This is a genomic window from Promicromonospora sukumoe 327MFSha3.1 (assembly GCF_000385135.1).
GTDB lineage: Bacteria > Actinomycetota > Actinomycetes > Actinomycetales > Cellulomonadaceae > Promicromonospora > Promicromonospora sukumoe_B.
Genome location: NZ_ARQM01000011.1, coordinates 106,800 through 128,355, shown reverse-complemented (window position 1 = coordinate 128,355; position 21,556 = coordinate 106,800). Strand labels below are relative to the sequence as shown.

At 73.8% G+C, this 21,556-nt stretch carries 14 protein-coding genes; 4 read left to right on the top strand and 10 right to left on the bottom strand.

The features are described from left to right. Positions 1-8: 8 nt before the first annotated feature. The 5 genes from H291_RS0114300 to H291_RS0114280 all read right to left on the bottom strand — a co-directional run bounded on the left by H291_RS0114300 (position 9) and on the right by H291_RS0114280 (position 9,388). Entirely contained in the window at positions 9-689 is a 681-nt protein-coding gene (locus H291_RS0114300; RefSeq protein WP_020015692.1) for an alpha/beta hydrolase, read from the bottom strand. 108 nt (positions 690-797) lie between these two features. Continuing rightward, a complete protein-coding gene (locus tag H291_RS0114295; protein WP_157237041.1) occupies positions 798-4,229 on the bottom strand; it encodes a S8 family peptidase in 3,432 nt (1,143 codons plus the stop codon). A 110-nt stretch (positions 4,230-4,339) separates the two neighbouring features. Continuing rightward, complete coding sequence (locus tag H291_RS30150; RefSeq protein ID WP_020015690.1) at positions 4,340-6,901, bottom strand: ABC transporter ATP-binding protein/permease; 2,562 nt, start codon at positions 6,899-6,901, stop codon at positions 4,340-4,342. Then, entirely contained in the window at positions 6,898-7,845 is a 948-nt protein-coding gene (locus tag H291_RS0114285) for an ABC transporter permease (RefSeq protein ID WP_020015689.1), read from the bottom strand. The genes H291_RS30150 and H291_RS0114285 overlap by 4 nt, the downstream gene beginning before the upstream one ends. A 25-nt stretch (positions 7,846-7,870) precedes the next feature. Then, entirely contained in the window at positions 7,871-9,388 is a 1,518-nt protein-coding gene (locus H291_RS0114280; RefSeq protein WP_020015688.1) for an ABC transporter substrate-binding protein, read from the bottom strand. Positions 9,389-9,425: 37 nt separating this feature from the next. Between H291_RS0114280 and H291_RS0114275 the strand changes: the two genes are divergently transcribed. Beyond that, positions 9,426-10,250 carry an exodeoxyribonuclease III gene (locus H291_RS0114275; RefSeq protein ID WP_020015687.1) on the top strand — a complete coding sequence of 275 codons (825 nt, stop codon included), beginning with the start codon at positions 9,426-9,428 and terminating at the stop codon, positions 10,248-10,250. Between the two features lie 143 nt (positions 10,251-10,393). After that, on the top strand, positions 10,394-12,184 hold the full coding sequence (locus H291_RS32610; RefSeq protein ID WP_020015686.1) for a septum formation family protein: 1,791 nt from the start codon (positions 10,394-10,396) through the stop codon (positions 12,182-12,184). On the opposite strand, the gene H291_RS30145 is transcribed toward H291_RS32610, so the two are convergent. Continuing rightward, on the bottom strand, positions 12,162-13,208 hold the full coding sequence (locus H291_RS30145; protein ID WP_020015685.1) for an ArsR/SmtB family transcription factor: 1,047 nt from the start codon (positions 13,206-13,208) through the stop codon (positions 12,162-12,164). The genes H291_RS32610 and H291_RS30145 overlap by 23 nt on opposite strands. Positions 13,209-13,383: 175 nt before the next feature. Further along, on the bottom strand, positions 13,384-16,011 hold the full coding sequence (gene clpB, locus H291_RS0114260) for an ATP-dependent chaperone ClpB (RefSeq protein ID WP_020015684.1): 2,628 nt from the start codon (positions 16,009-16,011) through the stop codon (positions 13,384-13,386). A gap of 127 nt (positions 16,012-16,138) precedes the next feature. Between clpB and cpt the strand changes: the two genes are divergently transcribed. Continuing rightward, entirely contained in the window at positions 16,139-16,696 is a 558-nt protein-coding gene (gene cpt, locus H291_RS0114255) for a chloramphenicol phosphotransferase CPT (protein ID WP_020015683.1), read from the top strand. Beyond that, positions 16,680-17,474, top strand: coding sequence for a sulfite exporter TauE/SafE family protein (locus H291_RS0114250; RefSeq protein WP_020015682.1), 795 nt, complete (start codon positions 16,680-16,682; stop codon positions 17,472-17,474). Before cpt ends, H291_RS0114250 begins: the two co-directional genes overlap by 17 nt. A 92-nt stretch (positions 17,475-17,566) precedes the next feature. Here H291_RS0114250 and H291_RS0114245 read toward each other — a convergent pair whose 3' ends face one another. From H291_RS0114245 to H291_RS0114235, 3 genes are read right to left on the bottom strand one after another with little or no spacing between them, the layout of a single operon-like run. Beyond that, positions 17,567-18,985, bottom strand: coding sequence for a carboxyl transferase domain-containing protein (locus tag H291_RS0114245; protein ID WP_020015681.1), 1,419 nt, complete (start codon positions 18,983-18,985; stop codon positions 17,567-17,569). Next, the gene (locus tag H291_RS0114240; protein WP_051109519.1) at positions 18,982-20,202 is read right to left on the bottom strand and encodes a CaiB/BaiF CoA transferase family protein; all 1,221 of its coding nucleotides are present in this window, start codon (positions 20,200-20,202) and stop codon (positions 18,982-18,984) included. Before H291_RS0114240 ends, H291_RS0114245 begins: the two co-directional genes overlap by 4 nt. Positions 20,203-20,207: 5 nt before the next feature. Further along, complete coding sequence (locus H291_RS0114235) at positions 20,208-21,530, bottom strand: SLC13 family permease (RefSeq protein ID WP_020015679.1); 1,323 nt, start codon at positions 21,528-21,530, stop codon at positions 20,208-20,210. Positions 21,531-21,556 lie beyond the last annotated feature (26 nt).

Below are 21,556 nucleotides of genomic sequence, written 5' to 3'. Positions count from 1 at the left end.
ACGGACCGTCAGTCCGTCGCGACCTCGCGCAGGAAGCGCACGACCCGCCGCGCCCGGAACATCAGCGCGTACCCGATGGCGATCACGTGACCCACCACGCGCATCGTCTCGTTGACGGCGCCCTCCAGGAGCGTGTCCTCGTCGTCGACCACGCCGTCGCGGGCGGAGCGCAGGCTGAGGATCCGGGCCCGGTCGTCGGGGCCCAGCTCCTCCAGGAGCTTCGGCACGGTGGACAGCGACTGCGCGAAGGGAGCGTTGCGCTCCAGGACGGGCTTGATGATGTCGTCGGGTTCGAGGAACTTCCCGGCGATGATGATGACGGCGACGATCGAACGGCGTCGGGCGTACTCCGCGAGGACGGCGCCCGCGCCGGCGGACGCGCCCATGAGCGCCACCCGCTCGCCCCGCTCCTCGAACTGCTCGACCAGGGCGTCGAGGCGGTCCAGCCGCTCCTGGAACGACGCGTCCGACGACCAGCGGACCCGGAACATCGTGGTGCGCACGCCCAGGGGGCGCCAGGCCCGCAGCGCCTCGCGCTGGAGGTGCACCAGCGGCGGCATCCGGTCGCCCAGCCCGGGCACGTAGATCAGCCGGATCGGCGGCTTCCGGATGCGCGCGACCCGGGCTCCCGGGAGGCCCTCGGCGGGCGCGGGGAGGTCGCTGTCGTCGCTGGTCACGTGCTCGCTCATCTCGCGCAGGAGATTACACGGCGCGCACGTGTCAGACGCCCGCACACGTGTCAGACGTACAGGTCACCCCAGGGATCTGTACGTCTGACACGTGCGGGGGCGCGGGAGTCAGCGGACGGCGTAGGCGCGGATCACCGTCTGCTTGATCGAGCCGCCCGACGCGTCGCGCGCCTCGACCCGGAGCGAGACGTGCTCGGTGCCGCGCGGCACGCGTACCGGCCCGGTGAACGTCCCCGCCCGCTTGTCGGTCAGGGGCACGGCGTGCCAGGTGGCGCCGTCGTCCGCGGACCACCACAGGTGGGCGGTCGTGACCCGGTTCCTCGCGGACCGGTCCTCCGGGCCACCCGCCACAGACCCGACCGTGAGCGTGACCCGTGAGCCGCGGGGTGCCACGTTGCGCGCGTCGAGGCCCCCGACCGCGTAGCCGACGTCGAGCACGGCCGGGCCGCCGGCGGCGTCCGGCGCCGCGCGGAACCGCCACTCGGTGCGCGTCCGCGTGGACCGCTCCCACCAGGACGTCTCGTTGCGGGCGTCGAGGATCACGCGGTGGGCGGCCCCGCCCACAGGCAGCGCCACCTCGGCCGAGGGCCGCGTCTGGTCGAGCACGGCCTCGCCGTCCTGCCAGACCCGCAGGCGCGTGCCCTGCCCGTTGAAGCCGGCGAACGGGTGCCCCTCGGCGTCGCTCCACGGCACGAGGCGGACGCCGAGCGTGTCGTCCGCGACCGTGAACGCGCCGGTTCCCGTCCGCGCGCTCAGGACGGCGCCGCCCACCGTGGTCCGGGCCTTCTCCCGGGGCGCGTAGGTGCGCGCCTCGGCGTCGAACCAGCCCTGCTGCGGGTCGTCCGCCGAGCCCGTGTACACCTGGTGGCCCCAGGCGACGCCGTTCGCGCTCAGGTACTCGGTGCGCCTGCCCGGCACCGCGACCGGGCTCCCCACGGCCGAGCCCCACAGGTGGCCCGGCGCGGTGCCGACCCGGGCGCTCTCGGCGGCGTGGTCGGCGCCGAGGGACGCGTACGTGGTCGTGACCGCGGCCGTGTTCCGGGCCGTCGCCCGGAAGCGGAACGTGTCCACCACGTCCTGCGCGTACAGCAGGTCGTAGGTGTACGACGGCGCCCGGCCCGCCGCCACCGGCTGCTCCAGGACGAAGTGGGTCTGCAGGTCGTACGTGCCGACCGTGACGGGCGCGTCCGTCGGCGTCGCGTACGCCTTCGCGCCGGCCCCGACCACGGTGCCGAACCCGTACGGGTCGTCGCCCGCCGCCGTCGTCCGGGTGTCGTCCAGCGCGATCCACCGGACGGCGGACGGCCGGTGGGTGGACACGCTCAGTTCCCGCGCCTCACGGGCGTCGAGCACGACCGTGGTGTCGTCGGCGACGGTCACCTCGGGCCGGAGCACCGCGGACACCTCGGAGACGACGTACTCCTCGTCGGTGGTCCACAGGAAGCCCGTGATCGAGTACCGGCCCGGCGGGACCCGCAGGTCCAGGCCCTCGGGGCCGATCTCCCCGTGCTGGTCGAACAGCGTCGGGTCGTCCACGTTCACGATGCGCACGCTGGAGGACCCGGTGTGCGGCTCGCCGTCGCGGCCGAGGGTGCGCACGTCCAGGTCCGCGAGGTCGGGCTCCTTGTAGTAGCCGAGCGGCGTGCGGACCTCGCGGCCCTCGGCGTCCGTGGCGGTGACGGCGCCCGAGTAGCGGCGCTCGACGGCGCCGACCGTGCGGTCGACGCCGACCTCGACGGCCGCCGTTCCCCCGGCCGGCACCGTCAGGGACGTGGCGTCGAGCGTGACGGCGTCGGTGGGCAGCGGCTCGCCGTCCTGGTCCGACGCCTCGACCGCGAGGTCCAGGGTGACCGCGGCGTCGCCGGGGTTCTCGTAGGTGAGGGTATGCGTCGAGGTGCCCTCCTGCGGGTACTCGAAGGCGCCGAACGACAGCGAGGCGGGCGACGACGTGACGGACAGGTCGAGCGCGGCGGGGACGAAGACGCGTCCGGCGCCCTCCTCGAAGGCACCGCCGCTGGTGTGCCGGGCCGAGCCCATGAGGACGGCCTTGAGCTGCGGCCCGGTCAGCTCGGGGCGCGCCTGCTTGAGCACGGCGGCCGCGCCGGCCACGTGCGGCGCGGCCATGGAGGTGCCGCTCCAGGCCGTGTACGGGCCGTCGCTCTCCCACTCGTTCGTGCCGGCGGCGCGGGCCGCGACGATCTCGACGCCCGGCGCCGTGATGTCCGGCTTGATGGCGTAGTCCCGCACCCGCGGCCCGCGGCTGGAGAAGTACGCGACCTGGTCGTCGTCGTCGACGGCGCCCACCGTGAGGGCCGAGTTCGCGGCTCCGGGCGGCACCACCGCGCCGTACAGGCCCTCGTTGCCGACCGCCACGACGAAGAGCGTCCCGTACTCGGCGCTCAGCGTGTCGACGGCCATCGAGAACGGGTCCGTGCCGTCGGTGTAGCGCTCGGACTCGCCGAGGCTCATGTTCACCACGTCGGCCCCCGCCTCCGCGATCCACTCCATGCCGTCGATGATCGACGACGACTCACCGCCGCCGAAGTCGTCGAGCACCTTGCCGACCAGGAGGTCGGCGCCGTGGGCCACGCCGCGGTTCTCGCCGTCCGACGCCTCGCCCGAGCCCAGCGCGATCGAGGCGACGTGCGTGCCGTGCCCGTACCGGTCCGCGGTGTCGCCGGAACCGGTGAAGTCGCGCGCCCCGACCAGGACGTCGTCGAGGTCGGGGTGGGTGGTGTCGATGCCGGAGTCGAGCACCCCGACGGTCACCCCGTCGCCGGTGAACCCGGCGTCCCAGGCGGCCGGCGCGCCGATCTGCGGCATCGAGCCCACGTCGAGCGCCTCGACGCGTCCGTCCAGCCAGACCTTCACCTCTGGTACAGCCGGCCCGGCCGAGCGGGCCGCCGGGGCTTGATCCAGCGTCGCGAGCAGGTCCGCGGCCGCGGCCCGGTCCAGGTCGGCCGAGACCGCGCCGACCGACGGCAGGCTCCGCTCGGGTTCGACGCCGAGGGCCGCCCAGTCGACCTCGTCGTGCCGCGCCCGGGCGGCCGCGTCCGGCCCGGCGGCCGCACCGAGCTCGCCCGCGGTCGCGGCGGCGTCCGCCACCACCGCGTCCTGCACGATGACGGGGACCGTGTCCCGGTGCGCGTCGTCGTACCCGGCAGCGACCAGCCCCGTGACGTCGAAGAGCGCCGGGTCCAGCCGGTCTGGCACGAGGCGCGCGACGTCGCCGGGGATCACCCGCACGCTGTCGCCCTCGACGAGCTTCTGGAAGGCGATCCCCTCGCGGCCCGCCGCGGGCCGCACCGTGACGGACCTGCGGCCGTCGGGGTACCGCCCGACGTCGACCTGGTCGCCCGTGATCAGCGTGACCGTCGCGGACGACGCACCCGCGGCGGCCGTCCTGTCCGTGGCTCCGGCCTCCGCGCCGGCTTGCCCGCCGCCGGCCCCGGCCGCCCCGGACGACCACGCCGGTACCCCGCCACCCAGCGCGACCGCCACCGCGATCACCGCTGCCGCTGCACCCGTTCTGGCGCGCATCTACCTGTCTCCTTCGTGAGGATGCGGGCGGTCGAACACCGCCTTCACCAGGGCAGACGCCGGATACGTCCGGATCGTTGGGTAGGCGCGCAGGCCACGCACGCGGTGGGTCAGCGCGCGAGCTGCGGGGTCGCCGCGCGCAGGCGGCGCGTGTACTCGTCCTGCGGGTCGTCGTAGACCTGGCCGGTGGGGCCCTGCTCCACGATCAGGCCGTCGTGCATCACCGCGACGTGGTCGCAGACGTGCCGCACGACGCCCAGGTCGTGCGATACCAGCAGGAGGGTCAGCGCGCGCTCGTCCGCGAGGCGCGCGAGCAGGTCCAGCACCTGCCGCCGGACGGACACGTCGAGCGCGCTGACCGGCTCGTCCGCCACGAGGATGCGCGGGCGGCACACCAGCGCCCGCGCGATCGCGATGCGCTGCCGCTGGCCGCCGGAGAACTGGTGCGGGTACCGCCCGGCCGCGTCGAGCGGCAGGCCGACGGCGTCCAGCATCTCGCGCACCGCGTCGCGCCGTCCGGCCGCCGAGCGCGGGCCGCCATCCCGGACGTTCCTCGCGTTCAGCAGCGGCTCCGCCACGATGTCGCCGACGGTCATGCGGGGGTCGAGCGAGCCGTACGGGTCCTGGAACACGAGCTGCAGCGCGGAGCGCAGGCCACCCAGGTCGCGCGGTTCGGCCGGGCTCAGCTCGACGCCCGCGGTCACGACCCGGCCCGACGTCGCCCGGTCGAGCCCTGCGACGATCCGCAGCAGCGTGGACTTGCCCGACCCGGACTCCCCCACGATCCCGAACCGCTGCCCCTCCTGGACCGCGAGGGAGACGCCCCGCAGCGCCTGGACCGGCTGGCCCCGGTGCGCGTAGGTGCGGGTGACGTCCTGGACACGGACCAGGGGGGCGGGGGTCTCGACGGGCTCGACCAGCGAAGGGCGGGTCTCGACAGGCTCGACCAGCGATGGCGACGGGCGGGGTTCCAGGGTCGACGCCGCCAGCAGCCGCCGCGTGTACTCGTGCCGGGGGTGCGCGAACACCTCCTCGACCGGGCCCTCCTCGACCACGACGCCGTCGAGCAGCACCACCACGCGCTCGCAGACCTGGGACACCACGGCCAGGTCGTGCGTGATGAACAGCAGCCCGGCGCCCCGGTCGCTGACCAGCCGCGTCATGAGGTCGAGCACCTGGCGCTGGACGGTGACGTCGAGGGCCGTCGTCGGCTCGTCCGCCACGAGCACGGCCGGGTCGTCGGCCAGCGCCATGGCCAGCACCACGCGCTGCCGCTGCCCGCCGGACAGCTCGTGCGGGTACCGCCGGGCGGCGCCGTCGGGCAGGCCGACCTCGGCGAGGAGCTCCGCCGCGCGCAGCGTCGCCGTCCGGCCGTCCGTGCCGTGCAGGGTCATCGCCTCGGCGACCTGGTGACCCACACGCACGAGCGGGTTGAGCGCCGTCATCGGCTCCTGGAAGACCATCGAGATCTCCTGCCCACGCAGGCGGGCCAGGGCCCGCTCGCCGCGGTCCAGGAGGTTCCCGTCCACCCCGGCGAGGCCGACGTGCCCGGTCGCCGCGACGCCGTCGGGCAGCAGACCGAGCGCCGCGAGCGCCGTCATGGTCTTTCCGGAGCCGGACTCGCCGATCAGCCCGACGCGCTCCCCCGCGGCGACCCGCAGCGAGAGGTCGTCCAGGAGGGTGCGGCCGCTCGTCGTGCGGACGGTGAGGTGGCGGAGGTCGAGGGCGGGGGTCTCGACAGGCTCGACCTGCGAGGGGTCGGGGGTCTCGACAGGCTCGACCAGCGGGGGCTCGACCTGCGAGGCGTCGACCCGCGAGGGCGCAGCGGGCTCGGTCTTGAGGCGCGGGTCCAGCACGTCGCGGAGCCCGTCGCCCAACAGGTTGAAGCCGAGCACGGCGACGGCGATCGCAACCCCGGGCACGATCGCGAGGTGGTCGGCCAGGCCGAGGAACTGCTGGGACTCCTGCAGCATGCGGCCCCACGACGGCGTGGGCGGCGGAGTGCCGAGGCCGAGGAACGACAGCCCGGCCTCGGCGAGCACGGCGATCGCGAAGTTGACGGAGCACTGCACCAGCACCGTGCCGGCGATGTTGGGCAGCACGTGCCGCGCCGCGATCGCGACCTCGCCGCGGTTGGCCGCCCGGGCGGCGAGCACGTAGTCGGAGCGCATCACCTGGAGGGTGCCGCCGCGGGCCACGCGTGCGAAGGCAGGGATCGAGCCGATGCCGAGCGCGACCATCGCGGTGACCGTGCCCGCGCCGTAGACGGCGCCCAGCACGATCGCGAGCAGCAGTCCGGGGAACGCGAGCAGGATGTCCGTGCCGCGCATGAGCACCGCGGCCGGCCGACCGCGGCCCGAACCCTGGAGCATGCCGGCCAGCACGCCGAGCGGCACGCCCACCAGCGCGGCGATCCCGACCGCGACCAGCCCCACCAGGAGCGTGATCTGCGCACCGGCCATGACCTGCGAGAACACGTCGCGACCGAACCGGTCGGTGCCGAACCAGTGCTCGGCTCCCGGCGGCAGCAGCCGCTCGGCGCCCGCGTGCACCGGGTCGTACGGGGTCCAGACGAGCGAGACGAGGGCCGTGACCAGCACCAGCCCCACCAGCACGGCGCCGATGACGAGCTGCGGGTGCGCGCCGGGCCGACGGCGCCCCGCGGCGCTCATGCCGCCCTCCGCAGACGCGGGTCGAGCAGCGTGTAGACCAGGTCTACCAGGAAGTTCAGGAGCACCACCAGCACCACGAGCACCGCCACGATCGACTGCACGGCCAGCAGGTCGCGGTTGCCCACCGAGTCCAGCAGCAGGCTGCCGAGCCCCGGCACCGCGAACACCCGCTCGATCACCACGGCGCCGATCAGCATGGACGCGATCTGCACGCCGACCACCGTCACGATGGGCACGCCGGCGTTCCGCAGCCCGTGCCGCACCAGGGCGCCGGTGAAGGTGAGCCCCTTGGCGCGGGCCGTGCGCAGGAAGTCCTCGCGCATGATCTCCAGCACGGCGCTGCGCACGTACCGCGTGATGATCGCGGCCTGCACCGAGCCCAGCGCGACGGCGGGGAGCAGCACGTGCCGCCAGAACTCGCCGAGCCCGTCGGCCGGCGCCGTCCACCCGCCCGACGGGAGCCAGCCCAGCCGCACCGCGAAGAGCGCGACGAGGAGCACGCCCACCAGGAAGTTCGGCACGGCCACGCCCACCTGGCTCACCGCCGAGAGGGTCACGCCACCCGCGTTCCGGTGCCAGACGGCGGCCAGCGTGCCCACCGGCACCGCCACCACCAGCGCGATCAGCATGCCGAGCAGCACGAGGATGCCCGTGACCTGCACCCGGTCCGCGACCAGCGGCGTCAGCTCCTGCGACGTCACGTAGCTGGTGCCGAGGTCCCCGGTGAGCAGCCCGCCCACCCACTGCAGGTACTGGACCACCAGCGACCCGTCCGTGCCGTGCTCGGCCCGCCAGGCCGCGAGCGCCTCCGGCGACGCCTCGATCCCGAGCGCGACGGCGGCGGGGTCGCCCGGCAGCACGCGCAGCAGCACGAAGATCGCCACCGTCGCCACGAGCAGCGTGACGACGAGCTGGGCGGCGTGCGAGGCGAGGTGTCTGACCACGGGGCGGCGTCCGGCGTCGGCCGGATCAGCTGTCCGACCAGCGCAGGCCGGTCAGGTCCATGGACTCCGTGGTGGCGTTCGCGGCGATGCCCGACAGGGCGGCGTCGGCCACCACGGTGTTGGGGAAGAGGAACAGGGGGTCGCTCGCGGCGTCGTCGACGATCATCCGGGAGACCTCCTGCATGCCGGCGACGTACTGGTCGGGGCTGCCCTCGTCGGCCTTCTCGGCGACCTCGCCCAGCTCCGGGTTGTCGTAGCCGACGTAGTAGTCGGGGTCGCCGAAGACGGTGAGCATGTCCCGGGCCTCGGTGTGCAGGATCACGGACATCTCGTAGTCGTGCTCGGTGAACACCTTGTCGAGCCAGACGGCGGGGAACTCCGCGGGGACGATCTTCGCGTCGATGCCGACCTCCGCGAGCTGCGAGACCACCACCTGGGCGACGGCCTCGGCGTACGGGCGGGTCGGCACGTCGAAGGTGATGCTCAGGTCCTCGGCGCCGGCCTCGGCCAGCAGCTCGCGCGCGCGGTCGGGGTCGTACGGGTAGGCGCCCGTCAGGTCCTGGTAGTAGGGGTCGGTGGGCGGCACCATCGAGCCGATGAGTTCCCCGTGCCCGGCCCAGGCCGTGTCCAGCACGGCCTTGCGGTCGATCGCGTACATGATCGCGCGGCGCACGTTCAGGTCGTCGAACGGCGGCCGGGCGTTGTTCAGCGCGAGCAGCACCTCGCCCGTCGAGGTGCCGTCGATCACCTGGAGGTCCTGGTCCTGCTCCAGCCCGGCCAGCAGGTCGGGGGCCTGCATGTTGTAAGCCATGTCGATGTCGCCGGCGCGGACGGCGTTGGCCTGGGCATTGGCGTCGGCGAAGTACCGGACGGTGACGTCGGTGATCGCTGGGGCCTCGCCCCAGTAGTCGTCGCGGGCGGCGAGAGTGACGTGCTCGCCGGTGGCGACCTCCTCGACCGTGTACGGGCCGGTGCCGACGGCCTCGGTGGCCAGGTCGACGGACAGGTCGTCGGGGAACATGGCGCCCACGGACGTGCCCATGTCGAACAGCCAGGCGTTGCTGGGGTGCGTCAGGGTCACGGCGACCTCGGTGTCGCTGACGGCCTCGACGCTCTTCACGACGTCCATCTTCGACTTCAGGCTCAGCGTCCAGTCGTCCTGGACCCGGCCGATCGACGCGACGACGTCGTCCGCGGTGAACGGCGAGCCGTCGGAGAAGGTCACGCCGTCGTGCAGGGTGAAGGTGTAGACCGTGCGGTCGCCGTTGATGCTCCACTTCTCGGCGAGCTGCGGCTGCACCTCGCCCTCCTGGTCGATCGTCACCAGGCCCTCGTAGACGTTGTTCATCAGCAGCTGCGGGATCGCCGAGCCGGAGGTGGTGGTGAAGTCGAGGTTGGTCGGCTCCCCGGTCAGCCCGACGACGACGTCGGTCCGCCCGGCCGAGGCCCCGCCGGACGAGCTGCCCGCGGAGCACGCCGTGAGCAGGGCCGCTGACGTGAGGACGACGACGGCACCGACAAGACGCCTGCTGAGGTTCTGCACGGTGCCAGGGTAGTCGGGGTGAACATAGGGTGAGCCTGTGCGCCTCGTCACCTGGAACGTCAACTCGATCCGCACGCGGGTGGACCGCGTGCTCGCCTTCCTCGACCGGTCGGGGACCGACGTCCTGGCGATCCAGGAGACCAAGTGCCGGGACGACCAGTTCCCCACCGCGGCCTTCGAGGCAGCCGGGTACGAGGTCGCGCACTTCGGGCTCTCCCAGTGGAACGGCGTGGCCATCGCGTCACGCGTCGGCCTGGCCGACGTCGCGACGCACTTCCCGGAGCAGCCCGGGTTCGCCAAGGCCGCGGCCGACGCCGACCCGGACGCCCTGCTCGACGTGGCCCCGCCGCTGGAGGCCCGCGCGATCGGCGCGACCTGCGGCGGCGTCCGCGTGTGGAGCCTGTACGTGCCGCACGGCCGCGCGCTCGACGACCCGCACTACGCCTACAAGCTCGCCTGGCTGGAGTCCCTGCGGACGGCGGCGAAGACCTGGGCCGACGCCGGCGACGCCGTCGCGCTCACCGGGGACTGGAACGTCATCCCGCTGGACACCGACGTCTACGACGTCGCGGACTTCGCCGGCAAGACGCACGTGTCCCCGCCGGAGCGCGCGGCGTTCGAGGCCTTCGGCGAGGCCGGGTACACGGAGCTGACCCGCAAGTTCCTGCCCGAGGAGCACACCTACACGTACTGGGACTACCAGCAGCTCGCGTTCCCCCGGAACAAGGGCCTGCGGATCGACTTCTGCTGGGCCTCGCCGACGCTCGCCGGACGTGCCACGGGGGCCGCGATCGACCGCGACGAGCGCAAGGGGAAGGGCGCCTCCGACCACGTGCCGGTGATTGTCGACCTCGCCGACTGATCCGTCGCGCGCCCGCTGCGATGTGCTGAGGTTCCACTCCCGATGGGGAAATCATCGGGTGAAATTGTCCATAAATCGAGTGCTCTCGAAACGGGTGCCGTTCCGGTGGCAGGGTCGTTACAGAATGTCGGTAAGTTAACTGCATGACGTCGACGCCCGACCAGACACCGGCCGCCACTGAAGTCGCCGAGATCCCCGTTTCGGATCCTGTCGCGAAGGCGTCCGAGGTCGATTCGGAGCCGGGCCCGGCTCCCCAGGGCCCCGCCGGCAAGGGCGACGGCGACGACGACGCGGACGCCTCCGAACCGGTGGGCGAGGCCCCTGAGGGCGCCGAGGCGGACGACGCCGCCGCTGAGCACGAGGCTGTGGACAACGCTGTGGACAGCGCCGCGGGCGGTGCCGCCGACGACGCCGCGGACGGGCCTGTGGACAACGCTGTGGACGAGTCCGAGGACAGCCCCGCCGGGGACTCCGCGGACGAGGCGGACGCGGAGCCCGCGCCCGTCCCTGCGACCGCGGCGCCGAAGCCCGCGCCCAAGCCGGTCCCCGAGCCCGAGGACGTCGGGCCCGCCGAGCCGCCCGCACCGTCGAACCGCCCGAAGCGCTACGAGGCGCCCACCGAGGAGATCGCGATCGTCCCGCCCACGCGCGCCGCCGCGCCGACCGCGCCCGAGGCGCAGGAGACCGAAGCGCCGGAGTCCCGGACCCCCGAGCCTCCGGCGGACGACGCCGGCTCGCCCACCGAGTCCGCCGAGTCCACCGAGACCGCTGGGCCCGACGTCGCCACCGACGTCGAGCAGGCGGACGAGAAGACCGCCGAGAAGGCCGAGCAGCCTGCCGACGCCCCGGAGGACGACAAGAAGCCGGCCGACAACGTCCCGGTGATCGACGAGAACTTCGACTTCAAGGCGCTCTCGTTCGCTGCCATCTCGGCGGCGCACAAGAAGGCGCTGGGCCCCCGCACGGTCGCGGCCGAGGACGAGACGGCCGAGGACGGTGCCGACGCGACGACGTCGGCGGCCTCCCCGGCCGAGGCGTCCGCCGGCTCCCCCGCCGACGCACCGGCCGCCGACGCACGGGCCGCAGAGGCATCCGCGGGGAACGCAGCCGGGCGGGCGACCACGGACGACGCCGCGACGGACGAGACGGCAGGCGCCGACGACACCACCGCGGAGTCGGAGCTCTTCGCCTCCCCGGCGACCCGCACCCCGCCGGCCCCCACGCCGGCGAGCCCGTTCCCGACGCCCGCCGCGCCGGCGCAGCACCAGCCGGCAGCGCAGGCCCCCGCCCGGCCGGCCACGCAGCAGCCCGCCCCGCACCAGCCGCCGTCGCCGTTCCCCGGTGGCCCCGGCGACCCGGCGCACTCGTTCCCGGCGGTCCACGACTACGCGCCCGAGGCGTCGTACGCGGGCTGGCGCCCGCCCACGGCGGAGGACGAGTCCGCGAAGCGGCGGCGCTACGCCCTGATCGGCGGCGCGACGCTGGCCGTGGTGGCCGTCGTCGCGGTGATCGCCCTGATCGTGAATATGGTGGGCCGCCAGCAGTGGGAGCCCATCGAGGCGATGATCGCGGAGCCGCAGGAGGTGCACCCACTGCAGCTCGTGCTCGGCTCGTGCGTGGAGAGCGTCCCGGCGGACGGCGAGGTCTCCGAGGTGCTCGCGGTCCCCTGCGACGCCTCGCACACCGCCCAGGTGGTGGGCCGAACGGACTTCGCCGACGCCGCCGTCTGGCCCGGCCGCGACGCCGTCGACAAGCGGATCGCGCAGGTGTGCGGCACCAAGCAGCTCGGCCCGGTCGCGCGCACCAGCCCGGTGGCCGGCTCGGTGAGCTACGTGGTCTGGGGCCCCAGCGAGGAGTCGTGGGCCGACGGCGACCGTGTGGGCCTGTGCCTGGCGACGACCTCGGAGCCGATCACGCAGGATCTGCTGCAGTAGCAGAGACCGTCGGGACCCGGCACTCGTTGCCGTCCAGCAGGGTCCGGCCCAGCGGGGTCAGCGCGTGCAGCACCGTGTTGCGCTCGCGCCCGCTGGCGACGAGGCCGGCGTTGCGCAGCACGGTCGCGTGCTCCGAGGCCGACGCCGGGGAGATCGCCAGCCGCTGCGCGAGCTCGCTGGTGGTCGCCTCGGTGCCGAGCTCCCGCAGCACCGCGGCCCGGGTGCGGCCGAGCAGCGCGGTGAGCCGGCGGCCGCCGTCCTCGTCGGCGCGGTCCTCCGGGCGCTGGCCCGTCCAGACCTGCTCGTGGGTGATCGGGTAGAGCAGCAGCGGCGGCAGCTCCGGGTCGGCCAGCGAGATCGGGGCGCGGTGACAGAAGTAGGACGGGACGATGAGCAGGCCGCGGCCCGCCAGGTGCACGTCCCGCTCCGCGGCGGTCGCGACCGACAGCACGGGGTGCTGCCAGCGGATCGCGGGGTGCAGGCTCCGCAGCGCGTGCTCCGTGCCGCCCTCGACCCAGGCGCGGGTGCGCGCCGCCCGGTCGACGTCGACGGCGGCGAGGATGCCGCTCCAGTACGGCCCGATCGCCTGCTGGTGGTACGCGCGCATCGCGACGCCGAGCCCCCGCACGGCCGACGCCGACCCGTCGGCGAGGTCCCGCATCCACAGGTGCGGCGTGCGGCCGTGGGCCAGCCGCGAGATGTCGTGCCGGAGCCGGGCCTTCGAGGTGGACAGGACGGAGTCGAGGCCCACCTCGAACGTGTCAGGGCCGGTCAGGGGCGTGCCGGTGCCCGTTCCGGGGGTGAGGAAGTCCGGCGAGTAACCGCGCGGCGGCGCCAGGCGCAGCAGCATGCGCGCAGCGGGCGGCAGGCCGGTCAGCACCCGCGCCCGCCAGGGATCGAAGATCATGGAGCCCGACCGCTGGTTCACCAGGTGGGCGCTGAGCAGCGTCTCCCACATGGGGTCCGGGCCCGGCGCGATCCGGACCCGCGCCAGATCGTCCGCGGTGAAGTGGAAACGCAGCATCGGGCCTCCCTGACCGTGCCGGGCGCTGCGCGGCCGGCCGCGCACGATTCACCCCGCACATACAGAGGGACGAGTCGCAATTCGGGTTCTGGGCGTTCGGGCGGCCACTTTCACAACACCGTCACATCTCGGCGTCCGCTCGCCCGGGCTTCCCGCCCGGGCGAGCGCGCCTCGCCTAGGCGGTGAGCACCCGCCGCTCCAGTGCGAGCCCCTCGCCGTCGGCTCGGTCCACGACCACCGTGTCGCCGTCGGTCACCTCGCCCGCGAGCAGCAGCCGCGCCAGGCGGTCGCCGATCTCGCGCTGCACGAGGCGGCGCAGCGGCCGGGCGCCGTAGGCCGGGTCGAAGCCCTCCAGGGCGAGCCACTCGCGGGCCGCCGCGGTCACCTCCAGCGTGATGCGCCGGTCGCCGAGGCGCTTGGCGAACGCGCCGACCTGCAGGTCGACGATGCGGCCGAGCTCGTCCAGCGTGAGCGCGTCGAAGATGACCACGTCGTCGAGCCGGTTGAGGAACTCCGGCTTGAACGCCGCCCGCACGGCCGTCATCACGGAGTCGCGGCGCTCCTCGTCCGACAGCATCGGTTCCACGAGGAACTGCGAGCCGAGGTTCGAGGTGAGCACCAGGATCGTGTTGCGGAAGTCCACGGTGCGACCCTGGCCGTCGGTGAGGCGGCCGTCGTCGAGCACCTGGAGCAGGATGTCGAACACCTCGGGGTGGGCCTTCTCCACCTCGTCCAGCAGCACCACCGAGTAGGGCCGACGCCGGACGGCCTCGGTGAGCTGACCGCCCTCCTCGTACCCGACGTAGCCCGGAGGCGCGCCGACGAGCCGCGCCACGGAGTGCTTCTCCGCGTACTCGGACATGTCGATGCGCACCATGGCGCGCTCGTCGTCGAACAGGAAGTCCGCGAGCGCCTTGGCGAGCTCGGTCTTGCCCACGCCCGTGGGGCCGAGGAACAGGAACGAGCCGGTGGGCCGGTCGGGGTCGGAGACGCCCGCGCGGGTGCGCCGCACGGCGTCGGACACCGCGGCGACCGCGGCCCGCTGGCCGATGAGGCGCTCCCCGAGGACGTCCTCCATGTGCAGGAGCTTCTCGGACTCGCCCTGCAGCAGGCGCCCGGCGGGGATGCCGGTCCAGGCGGCGACCACCTCGGCGATCTCGTCGGCGCCGACCTTGTCGGCGATCATCGGGGGCTCGGCGGTCTCCGGGCCGAGGCCCTCGGGCTCGTCCTCCGCACCGGCCTCGGCCTCCTCGGCGGCCGCGAGCTCCTTCTCGACCACGGGGATCTCGCCGTACTGGATGCGCGCCGCGCCCTCGAGGTCGCCCTCGCGGAGCTTGCGCTCCGCGTCGGTGCGCAGTTCGTCGAGGCGCGCGCGCAGGTCGCCGACGCGGTTGTGCCCGGCCTTCTCCGACTCCCAGCGCGCGGTGAGCGCCGCGAGGGCCTCGCGGCGGTCGGCGAGGTCGGCGCGGAGCCGTTCGAGGCGGTCCTTGGAGGCGGCGTCGGCGGACTCGGAGAGCACGACCTCCTCCATCTCCAGGCGGGTCACGGCGCGCTGCAGCTCGTCGATCTCGATCGGGGACGAGTCGAGCTCCATGCGCAGGCGGGACGCGGCCTCGTCGACCAGGTCGATCGCCTTGTCGGGGAGCTGACGGCCGGAGATGTACCGGTCGGAGAGGGAGGCCGCGGCCACGAGCGCTGAGTCGGCGATGGTCACCTTGTGGTGCGCCTCGTAGCGCTCCTTGAGGCCGCGCAGGATCGCCACGGTGTCCTCCACCGAGGGCTCGCCCACGAACACCTGCTGGAACCGGCGCTCCAGCGCGGGGTCCTTCTCGATGTGCTCGCGGTACTCGTCGAGGGTGGTGGCGCCGACCATGCGCAGCTCGCCGCGGGCGAGCATCGGCTTGAGCATGTTGCCTGCGTCCATGGCGCCCTCGCCGCCGGCACCCGCGCCGACCACGGTGTGCAGCTCGTCGATGAAGGTGACCACCTCGCCGTCGGACGCCGTGATCTCCTCCAGGACCGCCTTCAGGCGCTCCTCGAACTCGCCGCGGTACTTGGCGCCGGCCACCATCGAGGCCAGGTCGAGCGCGATCAGGCGCTTGCCCTTGAGGGACTCGGGGACGTCGCCCGCCACCACGCGCTGGGCGAGCCCCTCGACGACGGCGGTCTTGCCGACGCCGGGCTCGCCGATGAGCACCGGGTTGTTCTTGGTGCGGCGGCTCAGCACCTGGATCACGCGACGGATCTCCGAGTCGCGGCCGATCACCGGGTCCAGCTTGCCGTCGCGGGCCTGCTGGGTCAGGTCGGTGCCGTACTGCTCCAGAGCCTTGTAGGTGCCCTCCGGGTTGGGGCTCGTGACGCGGCCCGAGCCGCGGACGGCGGGCAGTGCGGCGCGCAGGGCATCGGCGGTGGCCCCGGCGTCGGACAGGATCTGCGCCGCGGACGACTGGCCGGCGGCCAGCGCGATCAGCAGGTGCTCGGTGGAGACGTACTCGTCGCCCAGGCCCTGGGCCTCCTTGCCCGCCAGGTCGAGGACCGTCGCCAGGGCGCGGCTCGCGCTCGGCTGGGCGGTGCTGCTGCCGCTGGCCTGGGGCAGCGCGACGAGGGCCGCGCGCACCTGCTGGCCGATGGCCTGCGCGTTCGCCCCGACCGCGTCGAGCAGGCCGACGGCCACGCCGCGCTCCTGCGTGAGCAGCGAGGCGAGCAGGTGGACCGGCTCGAGCTGCGGGTTGCCGGCGGCCGACGCCGACTGGATGGCGTCGCCGATCGCCTGCTGCGACATGGTCGTGAACTTGGTGTCCATGAAGCCTCCCGGGGCTGGTTCAGGTGGGACAGAGGTCTACTGGTTGAAACCTGCGCAAAGTTGAGTCTATTCCGCTCAACTTGGTATTCACTGTAGCGCGCGTCACCGACACTCGTACGGTGGCGGGATGAACACCGAGGTCATCGTCCTCAACGGCGGATCGAGCTCCGGCAAATCGGCCATCGCCCGCGACCTGCAGTCCGTGCTCCCCGGGTCCTGGCTCTCGCTCAGCATCGACACCCTCGTCGACGCGATGCCCGCCCGGCTGACCTCCGGCGGCGACGGCATCGGCTTCGCGGACGACGGCGGCGTCGCCGTCGGCGGGGACTTCATGGCGCTGCAGGACGCCTGGATCACCGGGCTGGTCGCCATGGCGCGCGCGGGCGCGCACCTCGTGGTCGACGACGTCTTCCTGGGCGGCGGCGCGTCGCAGCGCCGCTGGCTCGACGCGCTGGGCGACGTGCCGACGCTCTGGGTCGGCGTGCGGTGCGACCCGGCCGTGGCCGGGCGGCGCGAGGCGGCCCGCGGCGACCGGGTGGCGGGCATGGCTGCGAAGCAGGCCGACGTCGTCCACCGGGGAGTCCGGTACGACCTGGAGGTGGACACCACGCGCACCGCCTCGCTGGACTGCGCGCGGACCATCGCCGCACACCTGAGATCATCACGGGGTGACCGAGCAGACTGACGACTCCCTGACCCCACCCCGCGCCGTCCTCGTCGGGATCGTCGGCGGAGCGTTCTCCGGTCTGTTCGGCCTCGGCGGCGGCATCGTGATGGTGCCGCTCCTGACCTCGCTCGGCGGGCTGACGCAGCGCCGCGCGAGCGCCTACTCGCTCGCCGCGATCCTCCCGGCCGCGATCGTCGGGTCCATCCCGTACCTCACGCACCAGGCGGTCGACCTGATCTCCGCCGGGCTGCTCGTGGTCGGCTCCGTGGTCGGCGCGGCCTACGGCGCGCGGCTGCTCGCGCGCGTGCCCGAGACCCTGCTGCGCTGGCTGTTCGTCGGCGTGCTCGTGGCGGGCATCGTGCGGTCCCTGCTCGACGCGTTCGCCGACCCGCCGTCGGTCAGCACGGCGCAGGGCATCCCGAGCCTGCTCGACGGCGCGGGGATGGTGGGCCTCGGCCTGGTCATGGGCATCGCGTCGGGTCTGCTCGGCATCGGCGGCGGCCAGATCGCCGTCCCCGGCCTGTCCGCGCTGTTCGACTTCGCCCCCGCGCTCGCCAAGGGCACCTCGCTGGTCGCGATGATCCCGACCGCCGTCTCGGGCACCTGGGTCAACGCCCGCAACGGCCTGGTCCACCTCAAGACGGCGGCGATCATCGGCCTGGTCGCGTCGGTGTTCTCGTTCGGCGGCGCGAGCCTGTCGGTGGTGCTGCCCGACAACGTGGCCTCGATCGCCTTCGCCGCGCTGCTCGTGTTCGCGCTGGTCCAGCAGGTCCGCAAGGCCCTGGAGAAGCGCTAGCTGTGGGTTCGGCAATTTGGGTGGTCGGTAGAACGTCAGGTGGTCGGAAGCTCGGAATACCGACTACCTGACATTCTGCCGACCACCCGAAACTACCGACCAGCCAGCACCGCCGCGCATTCCGCCGCGACCGCCACCGCGACGTCGCGCGCCGTGTCGTCGTCGTGCTCCGGGACCACGCGCTGCACCGCTCCCTCCGCGAGCAGGTCGACGGCGCGCACGTGCTGGGCCTCCGCCAGCTCGGCGGCGTGCGCCGTGTCCCCGTGCACGATGACGCTCGCGCCCTCGGGCGGCAGCGGCGAGAGCCACGCGTGCTCGGCCGCGATCACGGCCTGCGCGGGCAGCAGCGCGAGGGCCCCGCCGCCGCAGCCCTGGCCCAGGATCACCGACAGCGTCGGTACGGTCATGCGGGTCAGCGCCGCCATGCAGCGCGCGATCTCGCCGGCGAGCGCGCCCTCCTCGGCGGCCTGCGACAGCTCGGCCCCGGGGGTGTCGATCACCGCGACGAGCGGCAGCCGCAGCTCCTCGGCCAGCCCCATCGCGCGCCGGGCCACGCGCAGCGCGGCGGGTCCCATCGGGGTGCTCGCGGACTGCCGGGTCCGGTCCTGGCCGACCACGAGGCACGGCCGGCCGTCCAGCCGCGTGAGCGCGACCAGCATCGACTCGTCCCGCTCGCCCTCGTCCGTGCCGGACAGCCGCACCGTCCCCGACGCGCCGTAGCGCAGCAGGTCCCGTACGCCCACGCGGCCCTCGGCCCGGGTCTGCAGCACGGAGTCCCAGGCCGACGTCGTCCCGGAGGGCTCGCCGGTACGCCGCGGCAACGCCGGTTCCGACGGCGGGTCGACCAGCACCGCGAGCGCCCGCTCGACCAGCGCGGGCAGGCTCTCGGGCGTGACGACGCCGTCGAGCACGCCCTTGGCGGCGAGGTTCTCGGCGGACTGCACGCCGTCGGGCAGGGCCTTGCCGGTCAGCGCCTCGACCACGCGCGGGCCGAGGAAGCCGATGAGCGCGCCCGGCTCGGCGACGGTGAGGTGCGCGAGCGAGCCCCAGGACGCGTAGACGCCGCCCGTGGTGGGGTGCCGCAGGTAGACGAGGTACGGCAGGCCGGCGTCGCGGTGGTCCATGACGGCCCGCGAGATCTCGACCATCCGCAGGAACGCGGGCGTGCCCTCCTGCATCCGGGTGCCGCCGGACGCCGTCGTCGCCAGCACGGGCAGCCCCTCGGCCGTCGCCCGCCGGATCGCGGCGGTGATCCGCCGCGCGGCGGCCCGGCCGATGGACCCGCCGAGGAACCGGAACTCGTTGACGACCACCACCACGGGCCGGCCGCGCACTCGGCCGCGCCCCGTGAGCACTGACTCGTCGGTGCCGGCCTTCTCGGCCGCGGCGGCCAGCACCGCGCGGTACTCCGCCGGGTGCCCGGAGGTGTCGACCGGCTCGTCCCAGGACTCGAAGCTGCCGCCGTCGAGCACGAGGTCGAGCAGCTCGCGCGCGGTCCAGCGCCGGGTCACGGCCCGGCCTCCGGCCCGGGTGCGCCCGGCCTGCCGTCAGACGCAGACCCCGCCGCGTCGAGCCACGCCCGGATCCGGGCCGCGTGCTCGTCCAGGACCGGCGGTGCCCGGTGCTCGCGGCGCGTCACCTCGGCGCCCTCGGCGTCGAAGAACCGCAGCGGTGGGCCGGGCAGCGTCAGCCGGCCCAGGCTCGCGTGCTCGACGTCCACGAGCAGGCCCTGGCTCGCCGTCTGCTCCCATGCGTACACCTCGTCGAGCGTACGCACCCGGCCCGCCGGGATGCCGGCGTCGGCGAGCCGGGTGAGCAGGTCGTCGGCGTCGTAGGCGTCGAAGACGTCCTCGACCACCTTGATCACCTGGTCGCGGCGGGCCACCCGCTCGGGGTTGTTCCGCAGGCCCTCCGCGTCGGGGTCGAGGCCGAACGCGAGGCAGAACCTCTGCCACAGCGCCTCGGACCCCACGGCTATCTGGACGGCGCCGTCACGGCAGCGGAACAGGCCGTACGGCGCGATCGAAGGGTGGTGGTTGCCCTGCGCGCGCCCCACCTCCCCGGCGACCGTCCACCGCGTGCCCTGGAAGGCGTGCACGCCGGTGACGGCCGCCAGCAGCGAGGTGCGGACCACCTGGCCGACGCCGGTGCGGTGCCGCTCGTGCAGCGCCGCCAGCACGCCGTACGCGCCGTAGATGCCGGCGAGCAGGTCGCCGATCGGCACGCCCACCCGCTGCGGGTCGTCCGGGCCGGAGCCGGTCAGGGACATGAGGCCCGCCTCGCCCTGGGCGATCTGGTCGTACCCGGCGCGGCCGCCCTCCGGCCCGTCGTGCCCGAACCCGGTGATGGAAAGCACCACGAGGCGCGGGTTGCGCTCCAGCAGGGAGTCGACGCCCAGACCGAGGCGGTCCAGCACCCCGGGGCGGAAGTTCTCCACGAGCACGTCGGCCCGGTCGACGAGCTCGAGGAGCGTCGCCCGGTCGGCGTCCGCCTTGAGGTCGAGCGCGATCGACTCCTTGTTGCGGTTCGCGGACAGGAAGTACGTGGACTCGCGCGCCCCCTCCGGCCCGACGAACGGCGGGCCCCAGCCGCGCGTGTCGTCGCCCCGCTCGGGCACCTCCACCTTGACGACGCGCGCACCCAGGTCGCCCAGCATCATGGTGGCGTGCGGCCCGGCCAGGGCCCGGGAGAGGTCGACGACGACGACGTCGGATAGGGGTCCGGTCATGGTGCTCACCAGCCCGGCAGGACGAGGATGCCCCACACCAGCAGCGGCCCCGCGAGGGTGACGATGATGGCGTAGTTGAGGATCTGCTTGTAGTAGGCCTGCTCGGAGATCGTGTCCGGGCGGTTGGCGAGCATCAGGGCTCCGTTCGTGGAGAAGGGGCTGACGTCGACGATGGTCGACGAGACCGCCAGGGCGGCGGCCATGGCCCAGGGGCTCACGCCGCCTCCGCCGATGAGCGGGACGGCGATCGGGATGATGACCGGCAGGAGCGCCGTCGACGACGCGAAGGCCGAGGCGATGCCGCCCACGTAGCACAGGACGAGCGCGCCGATCGCGGCGACGCCCAGGCCCGCGGCCCAGGTGCCGATGTACTCGGGCGCGCCCGCCTCGGTGAGGATCGCGGCGTAGGTGCTGACGCCCGCCACCAGCAGCACGGTGGGCCAGGCGATCTGCTTGACGGCGTCCTTGTGCTGGTGCGGGGAGAGCATGGCCAGCGCGACGGCGGCGGTGATCGAGACGAAGCCGATGTTCTGGTCGAACGCGAGCGCCGTGGTCGCGACGGCGGCGAAGGCGACGAGGGTGAGCACGTGGTCGCGGCGCACGCCGAGGCCGCGCGTGACGGTGGAGATCCCGGCGCCCTGGCCGCTGACGGTCACCGAGGTGCCGCCCGCGTGCAGGTCGTCGACGAGGTGGCCGGACGCGTCGGCGGGGTCGACCCGCTCGTGCATGAGCTGGCGGCCGCCGAGGACGAGGAAGAGGACCACGGCCATCGCGGTGTTGATCGCGAGCGACGCGATGAAGACGCCCATCTCGGTGCCCTCGTAGCCCACGCCGGCCATGACGGAGTTGGTGATGGTGCCGTAGATGCTGATCGGGGAGAACCCGCCGCCCTGGGCGCCGTGCACCACGAACATGCCCATCATGAGCGGGTTGATCTTGTAGCGGCGGGCGAAGCCGAGGGCGACCGGGCCGATGATGGCGCACGCGGCGGGGCTGGCGGCGCCGATGGCGGTGAGCAGCGCGGTGACGGCGAACATGACCCAGGGGATGAGGGCCACCCGGCCCCCGACCGCCTGGACCGCCTTGGAGACGATGAGGTCGACGGTGCCGTTGTTCTTGGCGATGGAGAACAGGTAGGTGACGCCGATGAGCGTCAGGACGAGATCGGCGCTGATCCCGCCCAGCACCTCCTTGTCGTCCATGTTCAGGGCGAAGACGCCGACGAACCACGCCGCGACGTAGGCGAGTGCGCCCATGTTGATCGGCAGGACTGTCCCGGCCACGAACAACGCGACGAGCGCGATGATCGCGATCCACTCAGGACCCATGAGAACTCCTCTTTCCATCGCGGCGG

Coding starts and splice junctions, on each gene's coding strand:
- H291_RS0114240 (WP_051109519.1), bottom strand. CDS start 20,202: ATGACCGGACCCCTATCCGACGTCGTCGTCGTCGACCTCTCCCGGGCC.
- H291_RS30150 (WP_020015690.1), bottom strand. CDS start 6,901: ATGAGCGCCGCGGGGCGCCGTCGGCCCGGCGCGCACCCGCAGCTCGTC.
- H291_RS0114295 (WP_157237041.1), bottom strand. CDS start 4,229: ATGCGCGCCAGAACGGGTGCAGCGGCAGCGGTGATCGCGGTGGCGGTC.
- H291_RS32610 (WP_020015686.1), top strand. CDS start 10,394: ATGACGTCGACGCCCGACCAGACACCGGCCGCCACTGAAGTCGCCGAG.
- cpt (WP_020015683.1), top strand. CDS start 16,139: ATGAACACCGAGGTCATCGTCCTCAACGGCGGATCGAGCTCCGGCAAA.
- H291_RS30145 (WP_020015685.1), bottom strand. CDS start 13,208: ATGCTGCGTTTCCACTTCACCGCGGACGATCTGGCGCGGGTCCGGATC.
- H291_RS0114235 (WP_020015679.1), bottom strand. CDS start 21,530: ATGGGTCCTGAGTGGATCGCGATCATCGCGCTCGTCGCGTTGTTCGTG.
- clpB (WP_020015684.1), bottom strand. CDS start 16,011: ATGGACACCAAGTTCACGACCATGTCGCAGCAGGCGATCGGCGACGCC.
- H291_RS0114300 (WP_020015692.1), bottom strand. CDS start 689: ATGAGCGAGCACGTGACCAGCGACGACAGCGACCTCCCCGCGCCCGCC.